The following is a 20,082-nucleotide window of genomic DNA, read 5'->3' as shown; positions in this document are numbered from 1 at the left end:
TGCGAACGCACCCCGACCGGCAAGGGTCGTGGAGTGCGTTGGTTGACGTCAGACGCTTACGGCCAGTGCGACTGGCACTGCGAACACCGTGGCGTCCGCGTTGGAGTGGTGGCGGTAGTCAGCCGGGCTGCTCGATGCCGCTCGACAGACGAAGGCGGGCCGGTTTCATGCGAGCCGCATCGACAGTTCGACGTCATCGCCGAAGGGCGTGGACATGTAGCCCGAGGCGGGCGAGCGCACATGCGCGAGGTACTCGGGGCAGTAGTCGGCGTTGTCGGCGACGACGAATGCGCCGGGCCTCAGGCGGCTTTCGACCAGCGCGAGGATCTCCGGGTAGAGGGCCTTGGCGCCGTCGAGCAGCAGCAGGTCGATCGACCCGGGCAAGTCGGCTGCGAGCGTGCGCAGCGCGTCGCCCTCGCGAATCTCGACCAGGTCGGCGAGGCCGCCAGCCTCGAGGTTGCGGCGGGCGCGCGCCACCTTGGAGGGCTCGAACTCGGTGGTGACGACGCGGCCGCCGCCGTTGTCGCGCAGGGCGGCGGCGAGGTGCAGCATCGAGATGCCGAAGGAAGTGCCGAACTCGACGATGTTCCGCGCGCCGCCGCTGCGCGCCAGCATGTAGAGCAGCAGGCCGGTCTCGCGCGAGACGGGCAGCGGAACGTCCTTGAGCCGCGGGTAGAGATCGATGTAACCGGTCTTGCTGCGCATCAGCTTCGAGCGCTCTTCGTCGGACAGGCCGGCGATCGCCGCGCTCATCGCGGGCGATGCCTCGGCGGCCTCGGCGGCCTCGGCGAACAGGCGCTCCAGCAGGGGCGCCAGTGGTTTGTTGGTGAGGGTTGTCACAGGGGTTCTTCGTGTCCGAGTGAAGGTTGGCCAATAATATGAAGGAACATTCACATTTCCTATTCGCGTTGCGAACCCCGCCCATGGCCGACCGTCAGAACCCGCCGATCTCCTCCCGAAGAAAGCCCAAGCAGGCCCGCTCCAACGACCTCGTCGCGGCCATCCTCGAGGCAGCTCTTCAGGTTCTGGAGAAGGAAGGCGCGCAGCGCTTCACCACCACGCGCGTGGCCGAGAGGGCCGGCGTCAGCGTCGGGTCGGTGTATCAGTACTTCCCCAACAAGGCGTCGATCCTCTTCCGGCTGCAAAGCGACGAGTGGAAGCAGACGAGCGACATGCTCTGCGGCATCCTCGAAGACGCGCAGCGCCCGCCGCTGGAGCGGCTGCGCATGCTGGTGCACGCCTTCGTGCGGTCGGAGTGCGAGGAAGCCGGAATGCGCGTGGCGCTCAACGACGCCGCCCCGCTCTACCGCGATGCGCCCGAGGCGCACGAGGCACGCGCCGCCGGCGACCGCATCATGCAGGCCTTCATGCGCGAGGCCTTGCCCGACGCCGGCGAAGCCACGCGGGCGCTGGCGGCCGACCTGGTCACGACCACGTTCAGCTCGGTGGGCAAGCAGTTCTCGGAAAGTCCGCGCACCGACGCGGAGATCAAGATCTATTCGGACGCCATGGCCGACATGTTCTGCGCCTACCTCCAGAGCCTCGGGCACGGCCAGCAGAAGAAGCGCCCTCGCCGACCGGCAGGCCTCTAGCCCTCGCCCCTTTGTCTTTGTATTTCGCGCGAAACACTGCTTACCTCTTGATGCAGTTCAGGGTATGCCTGCGCCACACGGCGTCACGCCCGTAGCGCGCTGGGCCTCAACCGGCGGTGCTGGCGAGCATTGCCCACACCCGCCTCGGCAGCCATCGCCCCCCGCCTGGGTACCCGCTTCCGGGCATATCGCCCGCCGCAACGCGTACTTACATTTTTGGCTTGCAAATCGAAAACGACGGCATGTGCAGGCGGGGGACAGACTCGCGCCCGCACGCGGGAGCCTGCCCGTTCAGGCGACGAACGAACAAGTTGGGAAGCCATGAACAAGGTTTTTCGGACCCTCTGGAATCAAGCCCGCGGCACCTGGGTCGCCGCACCCGAGACCTCGCGCGGCCATGCGCGCTCGGCGCAACAGCCGGCCGAGGCGATGGCCATTGCCTTCGCGCTCGCCCCTGCCTTCGCGGCGCTGCTGCTGGGTGCCGGCCCGGCGCTGGCGGCGGGCGGCGCGGGCGGCCAGCCCGCCAACGACACCTCGCTGCACGCCGGCTCGGGCGGTGCCGACGGCAGTGGCGGCAGCGGCGGGCTCAACGACACCACGGTGAATGCGAGCGGCGGCGCCGGCGGATCGTCGACCGACGCGGGTCCGACGGCCGGCTCCGCAGCCAACATCGGCTCCTTCGCCGGCGCCACCGCCGGCACGGGCGGCGCGGCGGGCGCGGGCAGCAACGTCGTCAGCCCCGGCGTGCTGCAGGGCGACAACGGCGCGGCCGGCCAGTCGCAGACCGGCGACTTCAGCAACGGAAACGGCTACGGCGGCGGCGGCGGCGGCGGCTTCCAGGGCGCGTCCATCGGCAGTGGCGTCACCACCTCTTCCGACAGCTACACGGGCGGCGCTGGCGGCGCGGGCGGCAACGGCTACTGGGCGGCCGGTGGAGGCGGTGCGGGAGGCTACGGCTCCATCCTCATCGGGCCGACCGGCAACTACACCGCCACCGGCAGCTCGACCGGCGGCGCCGGCGGCAAGGGCGGCGACGCCTTCTCGCAAGCCGGTGGCGGCGGCAGCGGCGGCGCCGGCTTCTTCCTGAATGCGACGACCTCGGGCATCGTCTTCACCAACAACGGCGTCGTCGCCGGCGGTGCCGGCGGCGCGGGCGGCTCCGAGCTGCTGCCGGCGCGCAGCAACGCGTCGGGCGGCGGCGGCGGCGCCGGCGGCAGCGGCATCACGCTGGCGGGCAGCGCGGTCTCGGTGACCAACACGGGGGCGGTCAGCGGCGGCGCCGGTGGCGCGGGGGGGGCCGGTGGCGGCGGCGCGGGCGGAACCGGCTCACCGGGCGCCGGCGGCGATGGCGGCATCGGCCTGCGGGCGACGGGCGCCAGCACGACGATCACCAACAGCGGCTCCATCACCGGCGGCAACGGCGGCGTCGGCGGCGCCAGCAGCAACGGGGGCGCGAGCGGCGCCAACGGCGCGGGCGGAGTGGGCGTGTCGGGCGCCAACCTCGGCATCGTGCACAGCGGCAGCATTACCGGCGGCATGGGCGGCGACGGCGTCACCCGCGCGGCGGCCGTGGAGTTCACCGGCGGCAGCAACAGCCTGACGCTGAACGCCGGCGCGGCGCTGACGGGCGCCGTGGCCATCGACGGCGGCGCCACCGCCAGCATCGTCGCGGGCGCCGATGGCCTGAGCCTGAGCAGCCCGCTGCTGCTGGGCGGCACCGGCACCATCGACACCAACGGGCACGACATGGGCTGGTCGGGCCCCGTCTCCGGAACCGCCGGCCTGGTGAAGACTGGCGCGGGCACGCTGACGCTGTCGGGCGCCAACGTCTACACCGGCGCTACCAGCGTCAACGCCGGCACCCTGCGCGCCGGAGCGGCCAATGCGCTCAGCAACGCGAGCGCATTCACGGTCGCGTCGGGCGCCACGCTGGACCTCGCCGGCCAGAGCCAGACCATCGCGTCGATGGCCAATGGCGGCACCGTCTCGCTCGTCGGCTCCGCGCCGGGCACCACGCTCACCGTGACCGGCCCGTGGGTCGGCAACGGCGGCACCTTGCGCCTGGGCACCGCGCTGGGCGACAGCAGCAGCGCGAGCGACCGGCTGGTGCTCAGCGGCGCGACCGCCATCGCCAGCGGCACGACCAACGTGCAGATCACCAACCTCGGCGGACTTGGCGCGCTGACCACCGGCAATGGCATCGAGGTCGTCAGCGCGATCAACGGCGCCACCACCACCGCGCAGACCACGAAGAACGCCTTTGCGCTGGCGGGCGGCCACGTCGATGCCGGCGCCTACGAGTACCGGCTGTACGCCGCCGACGCGAGCGGCGCGGGCGAGAACTGGTATCTGCGCTCCAGCGCCGTGGTCACGCCTCCCGCCAACGGCGGCGGAGGCGGAAGCACCGGCGGCACCGGTAGCGGCGGCGGCACCGGCGGGGGCGTGAGCGTGCCCACCTACCGCACCGAAGTGCCGCTGTACGCCGCGCTGCCCGAGCAGTTCCGCCAGGCCAACCTGTCGATGCTCGGCAGCATGCGCCAGCGCTTCGGCGACGACGGCCCGCCCGGCAGCAACGACGCCGGCCCGGCCATGCAGGACCGGAGCTACCGCCAGGTCTGGGCCCGCATCGTCAGCACCGACCGCACCATCAGCCAGGGCGGCACCGTGAACCCCACCAGCAAGGGACGCCTCACCGGCTTCCAGGCCGGCACCGATCTCTGGGCCGACGCCCGCTGGCGCGCCGGCGTCTACCTCGGCGAACTCAACGGCGACATGCGCGTGAACGGCTTCGCGCGCGGCATCGTCAACTACGCGGCCGGCTCCAACGACCTGCGCAGCCAGTACCTGGGCGCCTACGCCACCTGGAAGAACGACAGCGGCCTGTACGTCGACGGCGTGCTGCAGGCCGGGCGCCATCACTACACGGCATCGCCCGCGCTGAGCTATTCCAGCTCCGGCAAGGGCAGCAGCCTGCTGGCCTCCATCGAGGTCGGCCAGTCATTCGCCATCGCGCCGGGCTGGACCATCGAGCCGCAGCTGCAACTGGTGCACCAGCGCATCAGCCTGGGCGACGGCGGCATCGCCGCCGCGCTGGTGCAGCAGCACAGCCACAGCGGCTGGATGGCGCGCGCCGGCGTGCGGGTGAAGGGGGAGATCGCCACCTCCGCCGGCCTGCTGCAGCCCTATGTGCGCTTCAACGTCTACCGCAACGGCAGCGGCACCGACACCGCCCGCTTCATCGGACCCGCGGCCTACACCGACATCGCCACGCGCACCGGCGGCACCAGCACCGAACTGGCGGCGGGCGCCACGCTGCAGCTCACGCAGAACGCGAGCCTGTACGCGGAGCTGGGCAAGCTCTGGGCCTCGGGCGGCGGCGTGCGCACGAAGAGCAGCGGCATCGAGGGCAGCGTGGGCGTGAAGTTCCGCTGGTAATGCACGGACGCGGCGGCGCGCTCAACGCCGCCCGCCCTCGTCCTCGCGAACCATCTCGACGACCGACAGCACCGCCTCGATCACCGCCTCCGGGTCGTCGAACTGGATGTCGTGGCTGGAGTTCGGCAGCGACAGGTGCCTGCCGCGCGAAGACCACTCCGCTTCTTCCATGTGGAGCTGCTGCCAGATGGCCAGCACCTCGCGGCCCTGTGCGGGCGTGATCTTCATTCCCCGGAGCTCGGCCTCGGTGTACGGCGCCATCGCGGTGAGCACCACCAGCGCACGCCTGCCCAGGTCGCGGAAGGCGCCCGCCTCGGCGAGCATGGCATCGGTCGCGTCGCTCTCCGCCATCTGCGTGACCATCGACTTCGGCGCGTAGGCCCGGACCGCCCGCGCATCGCGCTCGCTCTGGTTCGGCGCACGGGGCAGCAGCCTCGGGGCCGCCGCCCTCAGCAGGCCGGTCCACGCGAGCGACACCGCGACGCGCGAACGCAGCGAGCGGGTTTCCGTCATGTAGGCCGCGACGCGCGCCACCTGGTCTGGATGCGACGGGTCCACCAGAACCAGCCCCGCCACCTCGTCGCCGAAGTACCGCGTGAAGGTCGTGGCGAACAGTCCACCCAGCGACTGCCCGACCAGCACGAAAGGCCCGCGCTCTCCCGCTCGCGCCAGCGCCTCGTGAAGATCGCTTGCCACCTGCTTCGCGCTGATCGGCGCACCCGACGGGTCGCTCCACATCAGCCCCGCGCGGCTGTAGGCGCACGCCCGCGTGCGCGCCGCGATGGCCGGCTGCACCGCCGACCAGCTCAGCGAGCCATCGACGCTGAGCCCGGCCTCGAACACGACCGTGGGCGAACCGGAGCCCCGGCAGTCGAGCTGGATGCGGCGCCCGCCGCCGACATCGACCATCTTTCCCGGCGCGGGGAAGTCCCGCTGCGCCCGGTAGCGGCCGACCTGCTCGTACACCACGCCCGCGAGGACGGCCAGCGCGAGAAGTGCCGTGCTCCAGAAGACGATGCGCATCATCACCAAGGAAGATCTGTTCGACGAAGGCTTCACCGCGGCCATGGTGCCACCGCCAGGCGGCCAAGGCCACCGGCTAACGCTTCGAGCGATCGCCGCGCACCGGCCCCGGCACGAAGGCGTTGGTGCGCGCCATGTAGTCGAGATAGGCGGGGCGGCGCTCGCCGATGTCGCTTTCGAGCATGCGCACACCCGAGACCTTCAGCAGCAGCCAGGTCATGAGCAGTGGCGACACGATGCTCCACGCCCCGCCCCACCCCGCGCCGCCGATGGCCATGAGCCAGATGCCCCACCATGTGCAGGCCTCGCCGAAGTAGTTGGGATGCCGCGTGTAGCGCCACAGGCCGCGGTCCATCACCTGGCCACGGTTCGCGGGGTCGGCCTTGAAGCGCGCCATCTGCGCGTCGCCGATGGCTTCGAAGAGGATGCCGAAGAGCGCCAGCGCGCCGCCGATCGCATCGAGCGGACCGAGCGGCCGCGCAGCCGCCATGCCCGGAAGGAAAGGCGCCGACACGATCCAAGCCAGCACCGCCTGCAGCGCGAACACCAGATACAGGCTCCTGAAGCCGAAGTTCGGCTGGTTGCGCGCGCGTATCGCCTGGTATCGGCGGTCTTCGCCATGCCCCCAGTTGCGCCACGTGACGTAGATGCACAGCCGCAGCGCCCAAGCGGTGCCCAGTACCGCCATGCACAGTCCGCGCGCGGTCTGCGCGGGCAGCAGCAGGAAGTACACGAGGCCGGCACCCGCAATGAAGACCGACCACATCCGGTCGACGAGGCTCGCGTCATGCCGTGCGAGGCTCACGGCCCAGGTCGGCAGCGCCAGCGATGCGGTCCACGCCAGGCCCGCAAGAGCGACCACGGTCATGCCGCTGCTCATGCGCGGCACTCGAAGAGATGGCGGCCTACCGGGCGGCGCTTCCGGTGGTCGAAGCAGGAGAACGGCAGCAGCCCCCTCCCGGCCCGGCGGATGGCGAATGCGATGTCCTGCGGCATGTGCGTCTGGTCTTTCCTCTGGGGACACGCGCGGGGGCGTGCATGGACAGGTGTACGCGGCGAATCGGGTTTTGGATGAGCCTCGGCTAAAGTCGGCCACGACCTTACCCACATCCCGAAGACATGCGTGACGTTCTCTACTACTCGTTGATGCTCCTGCTGGGCTTCGCCTGGTACAGGTTCGGGCAGAACCTGCTGCGCAAGGGCAACCGCGACGAGAACGACGAGCTCACCAAGGGAATCGTGGGGCCCGTGGGCTTCCTGATGGCTGGCGGCATCGCCTGCTACCTCTTCTTCGGCGTGCTGCGCGCGCTGGTCCGGGCAGAGGTGCCATGCATCGGCAAGGGCTGTGCGGGACAGCTCTATACCCTGGCGGCCAATCCCGGCGAATTCTGGGCCAACGTGCTCTTCATGGTGTGGATGGTGCTCGCCCTGGGTTACGCGCTGTACGTGACGCTCAGGATCTGGTTCAGGGTCTAGGGCGCGATTGCCGGTGCGCCATCGGTCGAACGGGTCACCTGCGTGACCTCGCACCGACACCGGCTACGGCGGCAACCCCAGCTGAAAGGGCGGTAACATTTTCCGGTGCTCCGCCGCCCACCCTGGTCGGAGCACCATGAGAACAGCAGGAACTCCGGGGTGTCACCGCAAATGGAGCCCCCTGATGTGGAGCATCCTGGCCGATCTTTTCGTCGGCATCTTCGATTTCGTTGCCGACGTCTTCCTGTTCCGGCGTCTGCGCCACAAGCGCGGCCACCGTGACCGCGGCCTTGCCGAAGACACGCTGGCGGTCGCCCGGTTCGACTTCGTCACCCTCGTTTTCATCGGCCTTGTCTGCGCCGGATTGATGCTGCTCCTGGCACTCGGATTTGGCTTGCCGGCCGGCTGGAGCGTCGGGATCGGTCTCGCCGTCGGCGTCGTGTGGGGAATGTGGCGATATTTCCGGCTGGTTCGCGAGCGATGAGCGGGGCCGGCGCCCGGCTTGAACCAAATATCGTTGGCTCGCTGCGCAACAAAGCCTCAGAATGCGTCGCGCCTATCTGGTCCTCGACAGTGGAGCTCCGACATGAAGAATCGCCTTGCGCTGGTATTGGCCCTGTTGATTGCCGTGCTGTGCACAGCCAATGCCGGAGCACAACCGGCCTTCCCGAGCAGCTTCAAGACCCGGACCGTCACCCTGGCGGATGGCGCGAGCATCTTTGTCCGCTCCGGCGGTGCCGGCCCCGCCGTGGTGCTCATCCACGGGTTCGGCGACACGGGCGACATGTGGGCCCCGCTGGCGCAAGAGCTCGCGAAGACGCACCTGGTGATCGTGCCGGACCTCCGCGGCATGGGGAAATCGTCGAAGGCCACCAGTGGCTACGACAAGAAGTCGCAGGCTGCCGACATACGCGCGGTCGTGACTGCCCTGAAGCAGGACCAGAGCGCCGTCGTCGGGCATGACATCGGCACGATGGTCGCCTATGCGTATGCGGCCAGCTACCCCGACAAGGTCGACAAGCTCGTCGTGATGGACGCGCCCGTGCCCGGCGTCGCGCCATGGGACCAGATCATCCTGTGGCCCGCGTTGTGGCACTTCAACGCCGGCGGCCGCGATTTCGAGCGACTGGTCGCCGGCAGGGAGCGCATCTATCTCGACCGGTTCTGGAACGAGTTTGCCGGCACGCCTTCGAAGATCGACGAGGCGACGCGGCGGCACTACGCCAGGCTCTATGCGCAGCCGGGCGCGATGCGCGCCGCCTTCGCGCAGTTCAACACCATCGCCAGCAACGACGTTGCCGACAACATCGCGTTCTCCAAGACCAGGCTCGCCATGCCGGTGCTCGCCATTGGCGGAGAGAAGTCCTTCGGCGACAACATGGCGATCGTCATGCGCAATGCGGCAACCAATGTGCGCGGAGAAGTCGTGCCAGGTGCAGGACACTGGTTGATGGAAGAGAGTACCGGCGTTACGGTCGGGTTGATCAGCAAATTCCTGGCCGCTTCGCAGTAGCGCCGTCTGCGCACCCCTGCTGACGGACGCCGGTTTCAGAGAAGAGACGACACCACCTCCCGGCAGGTGCGGCACATCCTGCGGGGCCCCAGGTCGTCGATACGCTGATCCTCGCCGTACTGACGCGGCTGGCCGGCGAGTGGCGGATCAAGGCGCTCGAGAACGTGACGCTGGCGAATCCCGCACGGGGGAAGCGGTGCCGCGACCGACACAGGCTCAGTAGGACCCCGGCGGCGGCGTGTGCCTCATTCGCCGCGACGTGGCCATGCTGATGAAGCGCGCACGCGCAGCGCCGAGCCGGGCGCGGCCGGCACCGACGAAACCGCCGATGGCCGACTTCACCGCATCCGCTACCAGCGACTCCCGCGGGTATGAGGGCGACAGGCCGCACTTGCGCATCAGCCGGTTCACCTGGTGGATGCGGGCCACCTCGCGCGTGGCGGCGGTGTAGAAGGTCACGCCGATCGAGATCGACAGGCGATCGCCGGCGCCGGTCCCGCCGACCTCCGAGCGGGTCATGTGGGGCGAGGTGCTGGGGAAGTAGATGGCATCGCCCGGCCGTGCGTCGAACTCCAGCCCCAGCGGCATGAACGCTTCGCTGAAGCGAACCTTCTTCAGCGACTGCGTGACGATGAAATCCTCCACGGCGTCGGCCGGCACGATGCCGCGGTCGCGGTGATCCCACACGTTGAGGATCTTGTGGCCGTGCAGTTGCAGCCAGAAGTTGTTCTCGCGGTCGATGTGAAAGGGCGTGACGGAAGGCGGCGCCGAGAAGAAGACGAAGCCGTTCACCCTGAAGATGTCCGGCTGCTCGCGCTCCACGAGCGCGCGCATGGAGTTCACCACCGACATCAGCAAGGCCTGGTAGCGGGGAACGACTTCGATGTTGTAGAAGGCGCACGACGAGCCCGGCTCCTCCATGCGCTCGAAGAACTCGTCGATGCTGCGCCCGCCCGGCGGCCTGCCCTCGTGCGAGAGCGCCGAGGAAATCGTTCTCTTCGGGTCCATGAACCTGCACTGGTCCACCTTCGAGAGCTCCATGCCGAGCTTCACGAGTTCGGGCACCTGGAACAGCGGATGCTCGTGGAAGTTGTGGTGCATCGGCGTGATGCGCTGGGTCGAGAACCCCTCGGGGTCGTCGGTCCAGACCCGATATGTCGCCGGCCCCGAAGTCCCGACGGAATTCATGCTGGTCAAGCGCATGGCAGCACCTCCGGAACGCTTTCCGGACTCCAGCCCCCGAACGAAGGCGAGGCCGCAGCCCACGAGCAGAAGTAGTACTTTGGAGTTCAATACTGGAGCGGGTTTATGAACACTCCCTGACCACTCCCATGCGCTTTCGCAGACTTCATCCACAGCCGTAAAAAGAGGTCCCGTGGTTCTTAGCGCCGTTGCCTGCGCCAGGGCATCGCCATCGAAATCGACGGCTGCGCGCGCGACGGCTCCAGCATCTTCACCAGGTTCGATGCCGCATCGCGAGGCGCTTCCCCCGGGCTGCGCGCCGCCCCCGCCGCGAGCCGGGGCGGCGACGGCGCCTGGCTGCGCCGCTCAGGCCGAAGCCGTTTCCCGGTGGTTCGCCACGGCGCGGCGCCCGCGCTTGACGGAATACATGGCCTCGTCGGCCAGCCGCAGCGCTTGCGCCGCGGAGGTGGTGCGCGGGTCGATGGCGACCACGCCGACGCTCGCGCCGCGATAGTCGAGCGTGGCGCCCTGCAGCTGCAGTTCGCCCACGGTGCTTTCGCCCAGCCGCTCGGCGAGCGAACGCGCCGCGGCGTTCGGCGCCTGATCGAAGGCGGGGCCGGCGCCGATCACCACGAACTCGTCGCCGCCGTTGCGCGCCAGCATGTCGCCCGCGCGCAGCGAGGCCGACATGCGGGCGGTCATGGCGACGAGAAACTCGTCGCCGATGTCGTGGCCGTGGGTGTCGTTGATCTTCTTGAAGCCGTCCATGTCGATGAAGCCGACCAGCACGCTGGTGCCGTCGCGCTCGGCCTGCGCCATCAGCCTGCGCAGGCCGTCGACGAGCGTGCGGCGGTTCGGCAGGCCCGTGAGCGCGTCGGTGGACGCGAGGGTGACGACTTCGGCATGGGCCTTCTCCAGCTTCCTGTAAAGCAGCTCGCGCTCCACCTGCTGGCCGATCAGCCGCGCGAACAGCTGCAGCACGGGCTCGGCATGCGGCGCCAGGGGCTGCTGCGTCGAGCTCGCGGCGCACAGGGTGCCGAACAGGTCGCCGCCCTCGGTCTTGACCGGCGTGCTTACGTACGTCTGGATGCCGAGCTCCTTTGCCGCGTCGGAATCGCCCCAGCAGCTGGCGACGTCGCCGGTGTAGGTGCGGCCCTCTTCCATGGCGCGCTTGCAAAGCGTGTCGGCCCAAGGCACGGTGAGGCCCTCTGGAATGCTCAGCTGCCGCACATTGCGCGAGAAGAGGATGTGCTGCTGCCCCTTGTCGAGGTCGATGGTGGTGAGGTAGGTCGACTCCAGCCCGGTCACCGCGCCGAGCATCTCGAGCATCGGACGGGTCAGGTCTTCCAGCGTCCGGGCCGAAGCCACCGAGTCGGAGAGTTGTTCGATCAGAGATTCCATGGCCGGCATTTTGACGGCGAAGCGGCCCCGGCAGCGGTTCCCCCGTCGCCAGGAGGCTTTCGGGCCGCGTCGCGCCCCCGGAATCACGGGTTTATGCTTGCGCCGGCCTCGGGCCGCCCGGCCTCCAAAGATCTTGAAACAACAGGAAACTCATGTTTGACCATGTCAAATTCGGCGTGAGCGACTACGCGGCGAGCAAGGCGTTTTTCTTAAGGGCGCTCGAACCGCTCGGCGTCGCCGTCGTTTCCGAGGGCGTGCCGAGCTACGGCGTCGAACTCGCCTCGAAGAGCAAGGCCTCGCTGTGCCTTTTCCAGACCGACGAGAAGCCGGCGCACCTTCACCTGGCGTTCAAGGCCGAGACCCGCCAGCAGGTCGACGCGTTTTATCGCGCGGCGCTGGAGGCGGGAGGCAGGGACAACGGACCGCCCGGCCTGCGCCCGCAATACCACGCGAACTACTACGCGGCCTTCGTCATCGGCCCGGACGGGCACAACATCGAAGCGGTCTGCAACGAGCCCCAGGCCTGACCCGGGAGCTCAGCGCGTCACGCGCGACCAGGCCTCGTACAGGTCCTCGCCCTCGTCGCGCACCGGCAGCGCGCGCACGGGCATCTCGCGCTGTTCGATGGGCCGCGCTATCTCCAGGTAGCCGCGCTCGGCCGACAGGTCGTGCGGCTCGCCGTCCTCGTTGGAGTAGGCGTAGTAGACCTCCTTCACTCCCGCCAGGTACATCGCCGTAAGGCACATCGGACACGGATAGCCGCTGGCGTACACCACGCTGCCCGACAGGTCGGTGCCGCCCTGCGCCTTGGCGGCGATGCGCACGGCCTGCATCTCGGCATGGGCCGTGGGGTCGCACAGGGCATCGACCTCGTTGACCGCGTGGGCCAGCACCTTGCCGTTGCGCACCAGCACGGCGCCGAAGGGCCAGGTCCTGCGCTCGCGCACGTTGCGCATGGCCAGGCGGATAGCGTCGACCATGTATTTCTCTGCGTTGGGTTCGGATTGGAGTTGGGGTTGGGTCATCGCTAGGGGCTCCGGCGGCAGTCAGCTGCCGCGATACGTTGAAAAGAACCAGGGCGCGCACAGCATCGGCACGTGGTAGTGCTGTGCGGCGTCGAAGATGGAGAAGCGAACGGGCACCACGTCCGAGAGCCCATCGGCGGCCTTGAAGTGGTCGCCGACGTGGAAGCGCAGTTCGAAGTGGCCGGCACGCGCGTCCTTGGCCGAGAGCATGGGCGCGTCGGTGCGGCCGTCGGCGTTGGTGCGGGTGCTGTTCAGGCGCGTGGGCGGAGTGGTCGCCATGTCGTAGAGCTCCACCTGCAGGCCCGCCAGGGGCCTTCCGTTGGTGATGTCGAGCACGTGGGTCGAGATGCCGGTCATGTCGTGTCCTTTCGTGAATCCGGTGAGCTCAGCTGCCGCGCGAATAGGTGTAGCTCCACGGGCCGAACTGGATCGGCAGGTGGATGCGCTCGGCGACGTTGGCCACGCGGATGCGCACCGGCAGCCTGGTCAGGAAGGGCGGCATGGGCAGCACAGCCTTCCTGCTGGCGAAGTAGTCGTCCACGTGCAGCAGCAGCTCGTAGTCGCCGGCCTGGTAGCTGTCGCCGATCAGCAGCGGCTCTTCGGAGCGGCCGTTGCCGTTCATGACGACGCTGCGCAGCGGCCTGTAGCTGCCGCCCTCCAGCCGCGAGAAATCGATGCGCAGGCCGGTGGCAGCGGCGCCGTGGAAGGTGTCAAGCGCATGCACCGTCAGGCGCGGGCTCGCGCCATGCAGCACGATGGGGCCGCTGGCCTGGGCCGGGCCTGCCGGCGCGGCGTTGGGCTGTTGTTGCGCGGGTGCTCCGCGCGCGGTCAGCGCCGCCGCGCCCAGGGCCAGCCCCGAGAGCGCGAACTGCCTGCGCGCGGGTTGGGATACGACTTGATTCGCCATGCTGTTGTCTCCTGTCGTTGTTGCCTTTTTCGGGCGATGGAAGGCCTGGCCGGTGCGTGCGCCGCACCAGCCGGCGGGAACGGGAACGTGTCGTCGGGAGGGAAAGGAAAGGCGGCTTCAGCCGTCCAGCAGCGCATCGATGCGCCCACGGGTGATGAACCCGATCTGGTCGAGCGCGGCGCGGTGCTCGGCCTGCGTGCTCGCTTCGGCGCGCGTGCGCATCGCATCGAAGATCTGCTGCTTGGTGTTGCGGCGCACGGCGATGATGAAGGGGAAGCCGTGGCGCTCCCGGTACGCGCGGTTCAGCCGTTGCATCTCGTCCAGCTCTTCGCGGCTGAGCGCGTCGAGCCCGGCGCTGCGCTGCTCGCCGACGGATTCGATGGTCATCGTGCCGGCCTGGGCTTCGCGGCCGGCCAGTTCGGGGTGGCCGCAGAGGAAAGCGATGCGGCGCTCGTGCGGCGCCTCGCGCACCACGTCGAGCATTGCGGCATGCAGCGCGTCGGTGTCCGCGAAGGGCCTGCGAGCCCACGCGGCCTGCGCGACCCAGGGGGAGTTCTCGAAAGTGGGCCCGACGGCGGCGACGAAGGCGTCGCGGTCCATGGCGTTGAGCGCGGCCAGGTCCAGGCGGGTGGCGGTGAGGGTCATTGGTTGTTCTCTTTCATGACTGCTTGCGATGCGAAGGCACGCAGGCCAGGATCAGCAGGGTGGCGCAGACCTCGACCGCCGCCACCACGTACAGGCCGGGCGAGAGGCTGCCGGTGGATGTCTTGATGAGCCCCAGCATCCAGGGCGCGCCGAAGCCGGCGAGGTTGGCGATGGAGTTGATCAGCGCCACGCCGCCGGCGGCCGCGGTGCCGGCCAGGAAACGGTTGGGCATCTGCCAGAACACCGGAATGGCACTCATGGTGCCGACGATGGCCAGCGTGAGCCCAACAAGCACAGCCAGCGCGCTGTGCCCCAGGAAAAGCGCCACGACCAGCAGCGAGGCAGCGCCCAGCGCGGCGGCCAGGGCGCAGTGCCAGCGCGATTCCTGCTGCCTGTCGGAGTGGAAGCCGTTCCAGATCATGCCGGCCGCGCCGCACAGGTAGGCCACGGCCATGATCCAGCCCACCGTCACCGGGCTGGTGAAGCCCACTTCCTTGACCAGCGTGGGACCGTAAAAGGTCAGCGAGGAATTGGCCGCGATGATGCAGAAGAAGATCAGGATCAGCAGCCAGATGCGCCCGCTCCTGAGCGAAGCCAGCATGCTGTGCTCGCGCTGGCCCAGCGAGCGGCCGTCGCGCTCGAGGTCTTCATGCACCAGTTGGCGTTCGCGCGCCGTGAGCCATCGGGCCTGCTCGGGCCTGTCGGTCAGGTAGAAGTACGTGACGAAGCCTGCGATGACCGAGGGAATGCCTTCGAGCAGCAGCACCCATTGCCAGCCCGACCAGCCGTTCACGCCGTGCATGCCGGTCATGATGGCGCCGGCCAGCGGCCCGCCGATCACGCCCGCGAAGGCCGAGGCCGACATGAACATGCCGAAGGCCTTGGCCCGCCGGTCATTGGGAAACCAGTAGGTCAGGTACAGGATGATGCCGGGGTAGAAGCCGGCCTCGAACACGCCCAGCAGGAAGCGCAGGAAATAGAACATCTCCGGCGTCTTCACGAACATCGTGGCGATGGAGGTCAGGCCCCAGCCGATGGTGATGCGCATGATGGTCTTCTTGGCCCCGATGCGCTGCAACAGCAGGTTGCTTGGCACCTCGAAGAAGAAGTAGCCCAGGAAGAAGATGCCCGCGCCCAGGCCGTACATCGCCTCGCTCCACTTGAGCTCGTCGAGCATCGTCAGCTTGATGAAGCCGATGTTGACCCGGTCGATCCAGGCCAGCACCCACAGCAGCATCAGGAAGGGAATGAGCCGCCAGATGATCTTGCGGTAGACCCCGTCCAGCTCGGACGGGGTGTCGGAAGGCCGGGCGGGTGCGGCCGCCGTGGTTGTCGATGTCATGCTTTGTCTCCAGGTCCTTGGTGTGGGGCTTCGCGATCGGCTCCATCGCCGAGAAGGAACGCCGCCTGCCGGGGCACTGTAGGCACAATGGTCCCGCCGCGCGCACGGCGCGCGGAATGTGCGGCATAAACCAGAGCGATAGGTCGCGCCCCGCGAGGGTGCGCCATCCGGTCGAACCCCTAGACACATGACGAGAAGCCAGGACCTTGTCGACATCCATCTGCTGCGCGTGCTGGCGGTGCTGGTGGCCGAGCGCAGCGTTTCTCGCGCGGCTGTCCGCATGAACCAGACGCAGCCGGCCGTCAGCGCGGCCTTGCGGCGCCTGCGCGACGCCTTCGGCGACCCGATCCTGGTGCGCGAGCGCGGCGGCATGGTGCCCACCGCCCGCGCGCTGCAGCTGCGCGACAGCGCGCGCGAGGTGCTCGGAGAAATCGACCGCATGCTGGCCGGCCCCGAGCGCTTCGAGCCCGGCTCCAGCACCATGACCTTCACCATCGCCACGCCGGACTACCTGGCCGCGAGCTTCATGGCCGAGGCGGTGGCGCGCTTTCGCGCCGAGGCGCCGCAGGCACGCCTGCTGATCCACCCCCTCACTCCCGGCTACGACTACGAGCGCGCGCTGGCGCAGGGCGAGCTCGACATCGTCATCGGCAACTGGCCGCTGCCGCCGGAGCGCATGCACCTGTCTCTGCTGATCGAGGACGACCTGGTCTGCATGACGAGCCCGACCAATCCGCTGGCCGCGCCGGGCGCGATGACGCTGCAGCGCTACCTGGCGGCCGCCCATGTCGTGCCCACGCCCTTCGCCAAGTCGCACCGCGCGGTCGTCGACAGCCACCTCGCCGGGCTCAGGCAGACCCGCGACGCACGCGTCTTCGTGCCCTACTACGCAATGGCCCCCTACCTCGTGGCCGAGAGCGACCTCGTCTTCACCACCGCGCGCCACTTCGCCGAGCAGTTCACGCGCAGCCTGCCGGTGGTGAACCTGCCCGCGCCCGAAGGATTTCCGCGCATGCGCTTCTACCAGCTGTGGCACGAGCGCTCGCAGCACCAGGGCGCGCATCGCTGGCTGCGCGGGCTGCTGTCGACGGTGGGTAGGCACCTGGCACAGTCGGCGCCCGGTGCGACGAGCGAGCCCGCTGCGGACTAGGTTTCGCCTTCCGCAAGGCCCCGGCACAGCTCCAGCACCATGCCGCGCAGCCATCGGTGCGCGGGATCGCGGTCCATGCGCGGATGCCACATCTGCGAGATGGTGATCTGCTCCGTGCGCATGGGCAGCGGGAACGAGCGCAACCTGCTCTGAGCCCTCAGTCGCTCGAAATACGAGGCTGGTACCAAGGCCACAAGATCGGTCGCCGCCGCGATCGACAGAGCAGCACCGAAGCTCGGCACCGTGACCGCGACGTTGCGCGCCAGCCCCATCGCCGCGAGAGCCACGTCCGCCGGCCCTTCCTTGCGGCCGTGGCGCGACATGACCACGTGGTCGCAGGCGGCATAGCGCTCGGGCGTGATCCCGGCCTCGGCCAGCAGCGGATGGCCTTCGCGCACCGCGGCGATGAAGCGGTCCCGATAGAGCGCCTGGACGCGCACCTCCGGCCCCGCCGAATCGCCCAGCACGCCGACGTCGAGATCGATCAGGCCTTCGCGCAGCGGGCGCACGTCCTTGTCGGGCTTGGGCGCGAAGCGCAGGCGAACGCCGGGCGCCTCCTTCGCGACACGGGCCACCATCACATGCGCGAAGGCCTCGATGAAGCCGTCGTTGGCCCGTATGGTGAACAGGCGCTGCAGCGTGCGCGGGTCCAGGCACGCGTCGGCGGGCTGCAGGACCGCGTGCGACTCCTGCACCAGGTCTCTCACGCGATCGCGCAGCGCCAGCGCATGCGGCGTGGGCACCATCCCGCGCCCGGCGCGCACCAGCAGTTGATCGCCTGTGGCCTCCCGCAGCCGCGCCAGCGTGCGGCTCATGGCCGATTCGCTCAGGCCCATGCGCTCGGCGGCCTTCGCCACGTTGCCTTCTGAAAGCAGTGCGTTCAGCGCGGTCAGTAGGTTGAGATCGGCGTCTTGCATGCCCGACGCTAGCACAGGCGCGCGGGTCCAGGCAGGCGCCGCATGCAGGAACAACCTGCGCGCCACGCTCTGGGCCGGCGCGTCTTCGCGACCTATTCTGGGCCGACGCAATCGAGCGTCTTCCATCAAGGCCACTCCCATGCTCCTCTCTCCTTCACTCCGCTCCAGCACTTCTTCCATCGGGACCGAGGCAGCGAACGATGCCGGCGGCCTGCCGATGCCCCGGCGCATCGCGGCCGTCGCCGCCATCCTCGGCGCGGGCACCCTGGTGGTGCTCGACGGCGCGATCGCCAACGTGGCGCTACCGAGCATCTCCCGGCAACTGCAGGCGACGCCTGCCGATGCGGTCTGGATCATCACGGCGTACCAGCTCGCGGTCGTGATGTTCCTGCTGCCTGCTTCCGCCGTCGGCGCGCGACTCGGCTATCACCGAGTGTTCGCCGGCGGCGTCGCGCTGTTCACCGCGGCGTCGGTGCTGTGCGCGCTTTCTCCATCGCTGCCATGGCTGGTCGCCGCGCGATGCCTGCAAGGGCTGGGCGCGGCGGCAGTGATGCCGCTCGGCCTGGCGCTGCTGCGCTTCACCTATCCACGCCGGCTGCTGGCGAGTGCGATAGGCTGGAACGCACTCGCCATTGCGGGCGCCACGGCGGCGGGGCCTTCCATCGGCGCATTCATTCTTTCGGCGGCGAGCTGGCCGTGGCTCTTCGCGGTGAACCTGCCCATCGGCCTCCTTGTGCTCGCCGCTTGCACGAAGCTGCCGCGCCCCGAGTCGACCAAGGACAGCATCGACCTCTGGAGCATCGCGCTCAACGCGATCATGTTCGCCGCCTTCGTGCTCGGCAGCGACCGGCTGCCGTCGAGCCTGCCGCACGGCGGCGCGCTGCTCGGCGTGGCGATCGCCTCGATGGTCCTGCTGGTGCGCCGCGAGATGGCGAAGAAGGCGCCGCTGGTCCCGCTCGACCTGCTGCGCGTGCACTCGTTCCGCATCTCCGTCATCGCTTCGGTCTTCTGCTTCACCGGCCAGATGGCGAGCTACGTGGCACTGCCCTTCTACATCCAGCACGAACTCGGCCAGAGCACAACTGCCACCGGCCTGCTGATGACCCCCTGGCCATTGGCGGTGATGCTGGCCGCGCCGCTGTCGGCACGCCTGGCGCGGCGGGTGCCGACCGCATGGCTCTGCGCGGCGGGAAGCGCGTTTCTCGCAACCGGGCTGGCGCTGTGCGCGCTGTGGCCCATACACGGCGACCCGGCCTTTCCGATCGCGCTCTTCACCAGCCTCGCCGGCTTCGGCTTCGGCCTCTTCCAGACGCCCAACAACCAGAACATGCTGCTCTCGGCGCCCAAGGAACGCAGCGGCGCGGCCGGTGGAGCGCAAGGAACCGCGCGGCTCACCGGGCTGACGCTCGGGAGCCTGGCGATGAGCCTGGTGTTCGGGGTACTGCCTTCGCACAGTGCCGTGCACCTGGGGCTCACGATCGCGGCGCTGGCTGCCCTGGCGGGGAGCGTGGTGAGCCTGCTCAGGAGCCCTGCAAGGCCGCGGCTCTCGTGAACAGGAAGCCCTAGGCCGGCAGTTGCAGCAGCGGCAGGTGCCAGCCGCCGTAGATGCCACCCACGCGCAGCGCCACGATCAGCACCACGCCCGCATGGAAGGCCCAGCGCCTGCTCGCTCCCGCGGCCTGGAGCAGCAGATAGGCGGCGATGCCCGCGATGGCGGCAGAACCATAGATGCCGCTGCTCAGCAGCAGCGGAACATGCGCGGTGAACACATCGCGCATCAGGCCGCCGGCTGCACCGGTCATGGTGCCGACCAGTGTCACGATGACCGCCGGCAGCCGCCGCTCTTCGGCGATCTGCGCCCCGGTGATCGCGAAGAGCCCCAGTCCCAGCGCATCGGCCAATGCCAGCGCGTGCTCCGGTATCGGTGTGAAGTGCACCCACGCGATGCTCGCCACGGTCGCCGCGAGGATCACGTAGACATGGCGCACGTCCCTGATCCAGAACACCGGATGGCGGTTGAGCAGCAGGTCGCGCAGGGTTCCGCCCCCCACCGCGGTGACGGAGGCGATCACCAGCACGCCCAGCCAGTCGAGTCCCGCGCGGCCTGCGGCCAGCACGCCGCTGACCGCGAACACGGCAACTCCGGCGAGATCGAACAGATACAGCAGCATGGCTTCCGCCGATGCGGGTGTCGGCGCCCCGCCTGGCTCTTCTCGCTCGGAATGTTCCATCGGTCGGTGTGAAGAGAAGGTTTGGAAGATCGGTGCCCGGCATTCTGCATGCGAGTGCCGGGCACGTTCCCGAGGACAGGCCGGACCCGCCTTCCAAAGCCCGCTTCCACCCAGAGACTGCGATCTCCGGTGGTCATGTTGACAAATGTGAACTGGCACACATTCGCCGTCCGAAAGCGAATGCGGCCTCCTACTGCAATCCGTAGTATTCATTTTGTTTCACAACTGTCCTCCGGAGCTTGC

Annotated in this window: 20 protein-coding genes; 8 read left to right on the top strand and 12 right to left on the bottom strand. The window is 69.1% G+C overall.

Annotated elements, in window-relative coordinates:
• Positions 1-165: 165 nt before the first annotated feature.
• On the bottom strand, positions 166-840 hold the full coding sequence (locus tag ACAM57_RS08915; RefSeq protein ID WP_369661396.1) for an O-methyltransferase: 675 nt from the start codon (positions 838-840) through the stop codon (positions 166-168).
• An 83-nt stretch (positions 841-923) separates the two neighbouring features.
• On the opposite strand from ACAM57_RS08915, the gene ACAM57_RS08910 reads away from it, so the two are divergent.
• Both ACAM57_RS08910 and ACAM57_RS08905 read left to right on the top strand, forming a co-directional pair.
• Positions 924-1,592, top strand: coding sequence for a TetR family transcriptional regulator (locus tag ACAM57_RS08910; RefSeq protein WP_184641612.1), 669 nt, complete (start codon positions 924-926; stop codon positions 1,590-1,592).
• Positions 1,593-1,913: 321 nt separating this feature from the next.
• The gene (locus tag ACAM57_RS08905; protein WP_369661395.1) at positions 1,914-5,027 is read left to right on the top strand and encodes an autotransporter outer membrane beta-barrel domain-containing protein; all 3,114 of its coding nucleotides are present in this window, start codon (positions 1,914-1,916) and stop codon (positions 5,025-5,027) included.
• Between the two features lie 21 nt (positions 5,028-5,048).
• On the opposite strand, the gene ACAM57_RS08900 is transcribed toward ACAM57_RS08905, so the two are convergent.
• The gene (locus ACAM57_RS08900) at positions 5,049-6,053 is read right to left on the bottom strand and encodes an alpha/beta fold hydrolase (protein WP_369661394.1); all 1,005 of its coding nucleotides are present in this window, start codon (positions 6,051-6,053) and stop codon (positions 5,049-5,051) included.
• A gap of 73 nt (positions 6,054-6,126) precedes the next feature.
• Positions 6,127-6,930 (bottom strand): DUF1295 domain-containing protein, encoded by an 804-nt coding sequence (locus ACAM57_RS08895; protein ID WP_369661393.1) that lies wholly within the window; start codon positions 6,928-6,930, stop codon positions 6,127-6,129.
• A 239-nt stretch (positions 6,931-7,169) separates the two neighbouring features.
• Between ACAM57_RS08895 and ACAM57_RS08890 the strand changes: the two genes are divergently transcribed.
• From ACAM57_RS08890 to ACAM57_RS08880, 3 genes are all read left to right on the top strand, one after another.
• Positions 7,170-7,526, top strand: coding sequence for a hypothetical protein (locus ACAM57_RS08890; RefSeq protein ID WP_369661392.1), 357 nt, complete (start codon positions 7,170-7,172; stop codon positions 7,524-7,526).
• 184 nt (positions 7,527-7,710) lie between these two features.
• Positions 7,711-8,010, top strand: coding sequence for a hypothetical protein (locus ACAM57_RS08885; protein WP_369661391.1), 300 nt, complete (start codon positions 7,711-7,713; stop codon positions 8,008-8,010).
• Between the two features lie 102 nt (positions 8,011-8,112).
• A complete protein-coding gene (locus ACAM57_RS08880) occupies positions 8,113-9,039 on the top strand; it encodes an alpha/beta fold hydrolase (RefSeq protein WP_126024460.1) in 927 nt (308 codons plus the stop codon).
• 216 nt (positions 9,040-9,255) lie between these two features.
• Here ACAM57_RS08880 and ACAM57_RS08875 read toward each other — a convergent pair whose 3' ends face one another.
• Positions 9,256-10,242 carry a cupin domain-containing protein gene (locus ACAM57_RS08875; RefSeq protein WP_369661390.1) on the bottom strand — a complete coding sequence of 329 codons (987 nt, stop codon included), beginning with the start codon at positions 10,240-10,242 and terminating at the stop codon, positions 9,256-9,258.
• 345 nt (positions 10,243-10,587) lie between these two features.
• Positions 10,588-11,622, bottom strand: a complete 1,035-nt coding sequence (locus ACAM57_RS08870; RefSeq protein ID WP_369661389.1) for a diguanylate cyclase — start codon at positions 11,620-11,622, stop codon at positions 10,588-10,590.
• Positions 11,623-11,774: 152 nt separating this feature from the next.
• Here ACAM57_RS08870 and ACAM57_RS08865 point away from each other — a divergent pair, with 152 nt between their 5' ends.
• Positions 11,775-12,149, top strand: a complete 375-nt coding sequence (locus tag ACAM57_RS08865; RefSeq protein ID WP_369661388.1) for a VOC family protein — start codon at positions 11,775-11,777, stop codon at positions 12,147-12,149.
• A 9-nt stretch (positions 12,150-12,158) separates the two neighbouring features.
• On the opposite strand, the gene ACAM57_RS08860 is transcribed toward ACAM57_RS08865, so the two are convergent.
• The 5 genes from ACAM57_RS08860 to ACAM57_RS08840 form a co-directional block, all read right to left on the bottom strand.
• On the bottom strand, positions 12,159-12,647 hold the full coding sequence (locus ACAM57_RS08860; protein WP_369661387.1) for a nucleoside deaminase: 489 nt from the start codon (positions 12,645-12,647) through the stop codon (positions 12,159-12,161).
• A 21-nt stretch (positions 12,648-12,668) separates the two neighbouring features.
• Positions 12,669-13,004, bottom strand: a complete 336-nt coding sequence (gene uraH / locus ACAM57_RS08855) for a hydroxyisourate hydrolase (RefSeq protein ID WP_369661386.1) — start codon at positions 13,002-13,004, stop codon at positions 12,669-12,671.
• A 28-nt stretch (positions 13,005-13,032) separates the two neighbouring features.
• On the bottom strand, positions 13,033-13,554 hold the full coding sequence (locus ACAM57_RS08850; protein WP_369661385.1) for a hydroxyisourate hydrolase: 522 nt from the start codon (positions 13,552-13,554) through the stop codon (positions 13,033-13,035).
• A gap of 117 nt (positions 13,555-13,671) precedes the next feature.
• Positions 13,672-14,199 carry a 2-oxo-4-hydroxy-4-carboxy-5-ureidoimidazoline decarboxylase gene (gene uraD, locus ACAM57_RS08845; protein ID WP_369661384.1) on the bottom strand — a complete coding sequence of 176 codons (528 nt, stop codon included), beginning with the start codon at positions 14,197-14,199 and terminating at the stop codon, positions 13,672-13,674.
• Positions 14,200-14,212: 13 nt separating this feature from the next.
• Positions 14,213-15,541 carry an MFS transporter gene (locus ACAM57_RS08840; RefSeq protein ID WP_126024452.1) on the bottom strand — a complete coding sequence of 443 codons (1,329 nt, stop codon included), beginning with the start codon at positions 15,539-15,541 and terminating at the stop codon, positions 14,213-14,215.
• A gap of 187 nt (positions 15,542-15,728) precedes the next feature.
• On the opposite strand from ACAM57_RS08840, the gene ACAM57_RS08835 reads away from it, so the two are divergent.
• A complete protein-coding gene (locus tag ACAM57_RS08835; RefSeq protein WP_369661383.1) occupies positions 15,729-16,691 on the top strand; it encodes a LysR substrate-binding domain-containing protein in 963 nt (320 codons plus the stop codon).
• On the opposite strand, the gene ACAM57_RS08830 is transcribed toward ACAM57_RS08835, so the two are convergent.
• On the bottom strand, positions 16,688-17,608 hold the full coding sequence (locus ACAM57_RS08830; RefSeq protein ID WP_184641601.1) for a LysR family transcriptional regulator: 921 nt from the start codon (positions 17,606-17,608) through the stop codon (positions 16,688-16,690). The genes ACAM57_RS08835 and ACAM57_RS08830 overlap by 4 nt on opposite strands.
• A 139-nt stretch (positions 17,609-17,747) precedes the next feature.
• Between ACAM57_RS08830 and ACAM57_RS08825 the strand changes: the two genes are divergently transcribed.
• On the top strand, positions 17,748-19,160 hold the full coding sequence (locus tag ACAM57_RS08825; RefSeq protein WP_369661382.1) for an MFS transporter: 1,413 nt from the start codon (positions 17,748-17,750) through the stop codon (positions 19,158-19,160).
• Between the two features lie 10 nt (positions 19,161-19,170).
• Here the strand turns inward: ACAM57_RS08825 and ACAM57_RS08820 are convergent, their stop codons facing one another.
• Positions 19,171-19,779: a trimeric intracellular cation channel family protein gene (locus ACAM57_RS08820; RefSeq protein WP_369662415.1), complete on the bottom strand. Its 609-nt coding sequence runs from the start codon at positions 19,777-19,779 to the stop codon at positions 19,171-19,173.
• Between the last annotated feature and the right edge of the window lie 303 nt (positions 19,780-20,082).

It is taken from the genome of Variovorax sp. V15 (assembly GCF_041154425.1).
GTDB lineage: Bacteria > Pseudomonadota > Gammaproteobacteria > Burkholderiales > Burkholderiaceae_C > Variovorax > Variovorax guangxiensis.
The sequence above is the reverse complement of the archived record's forward strand: the minus strand, read 5'-3'. Positions and strand labels throughout refer to the sequence as shown.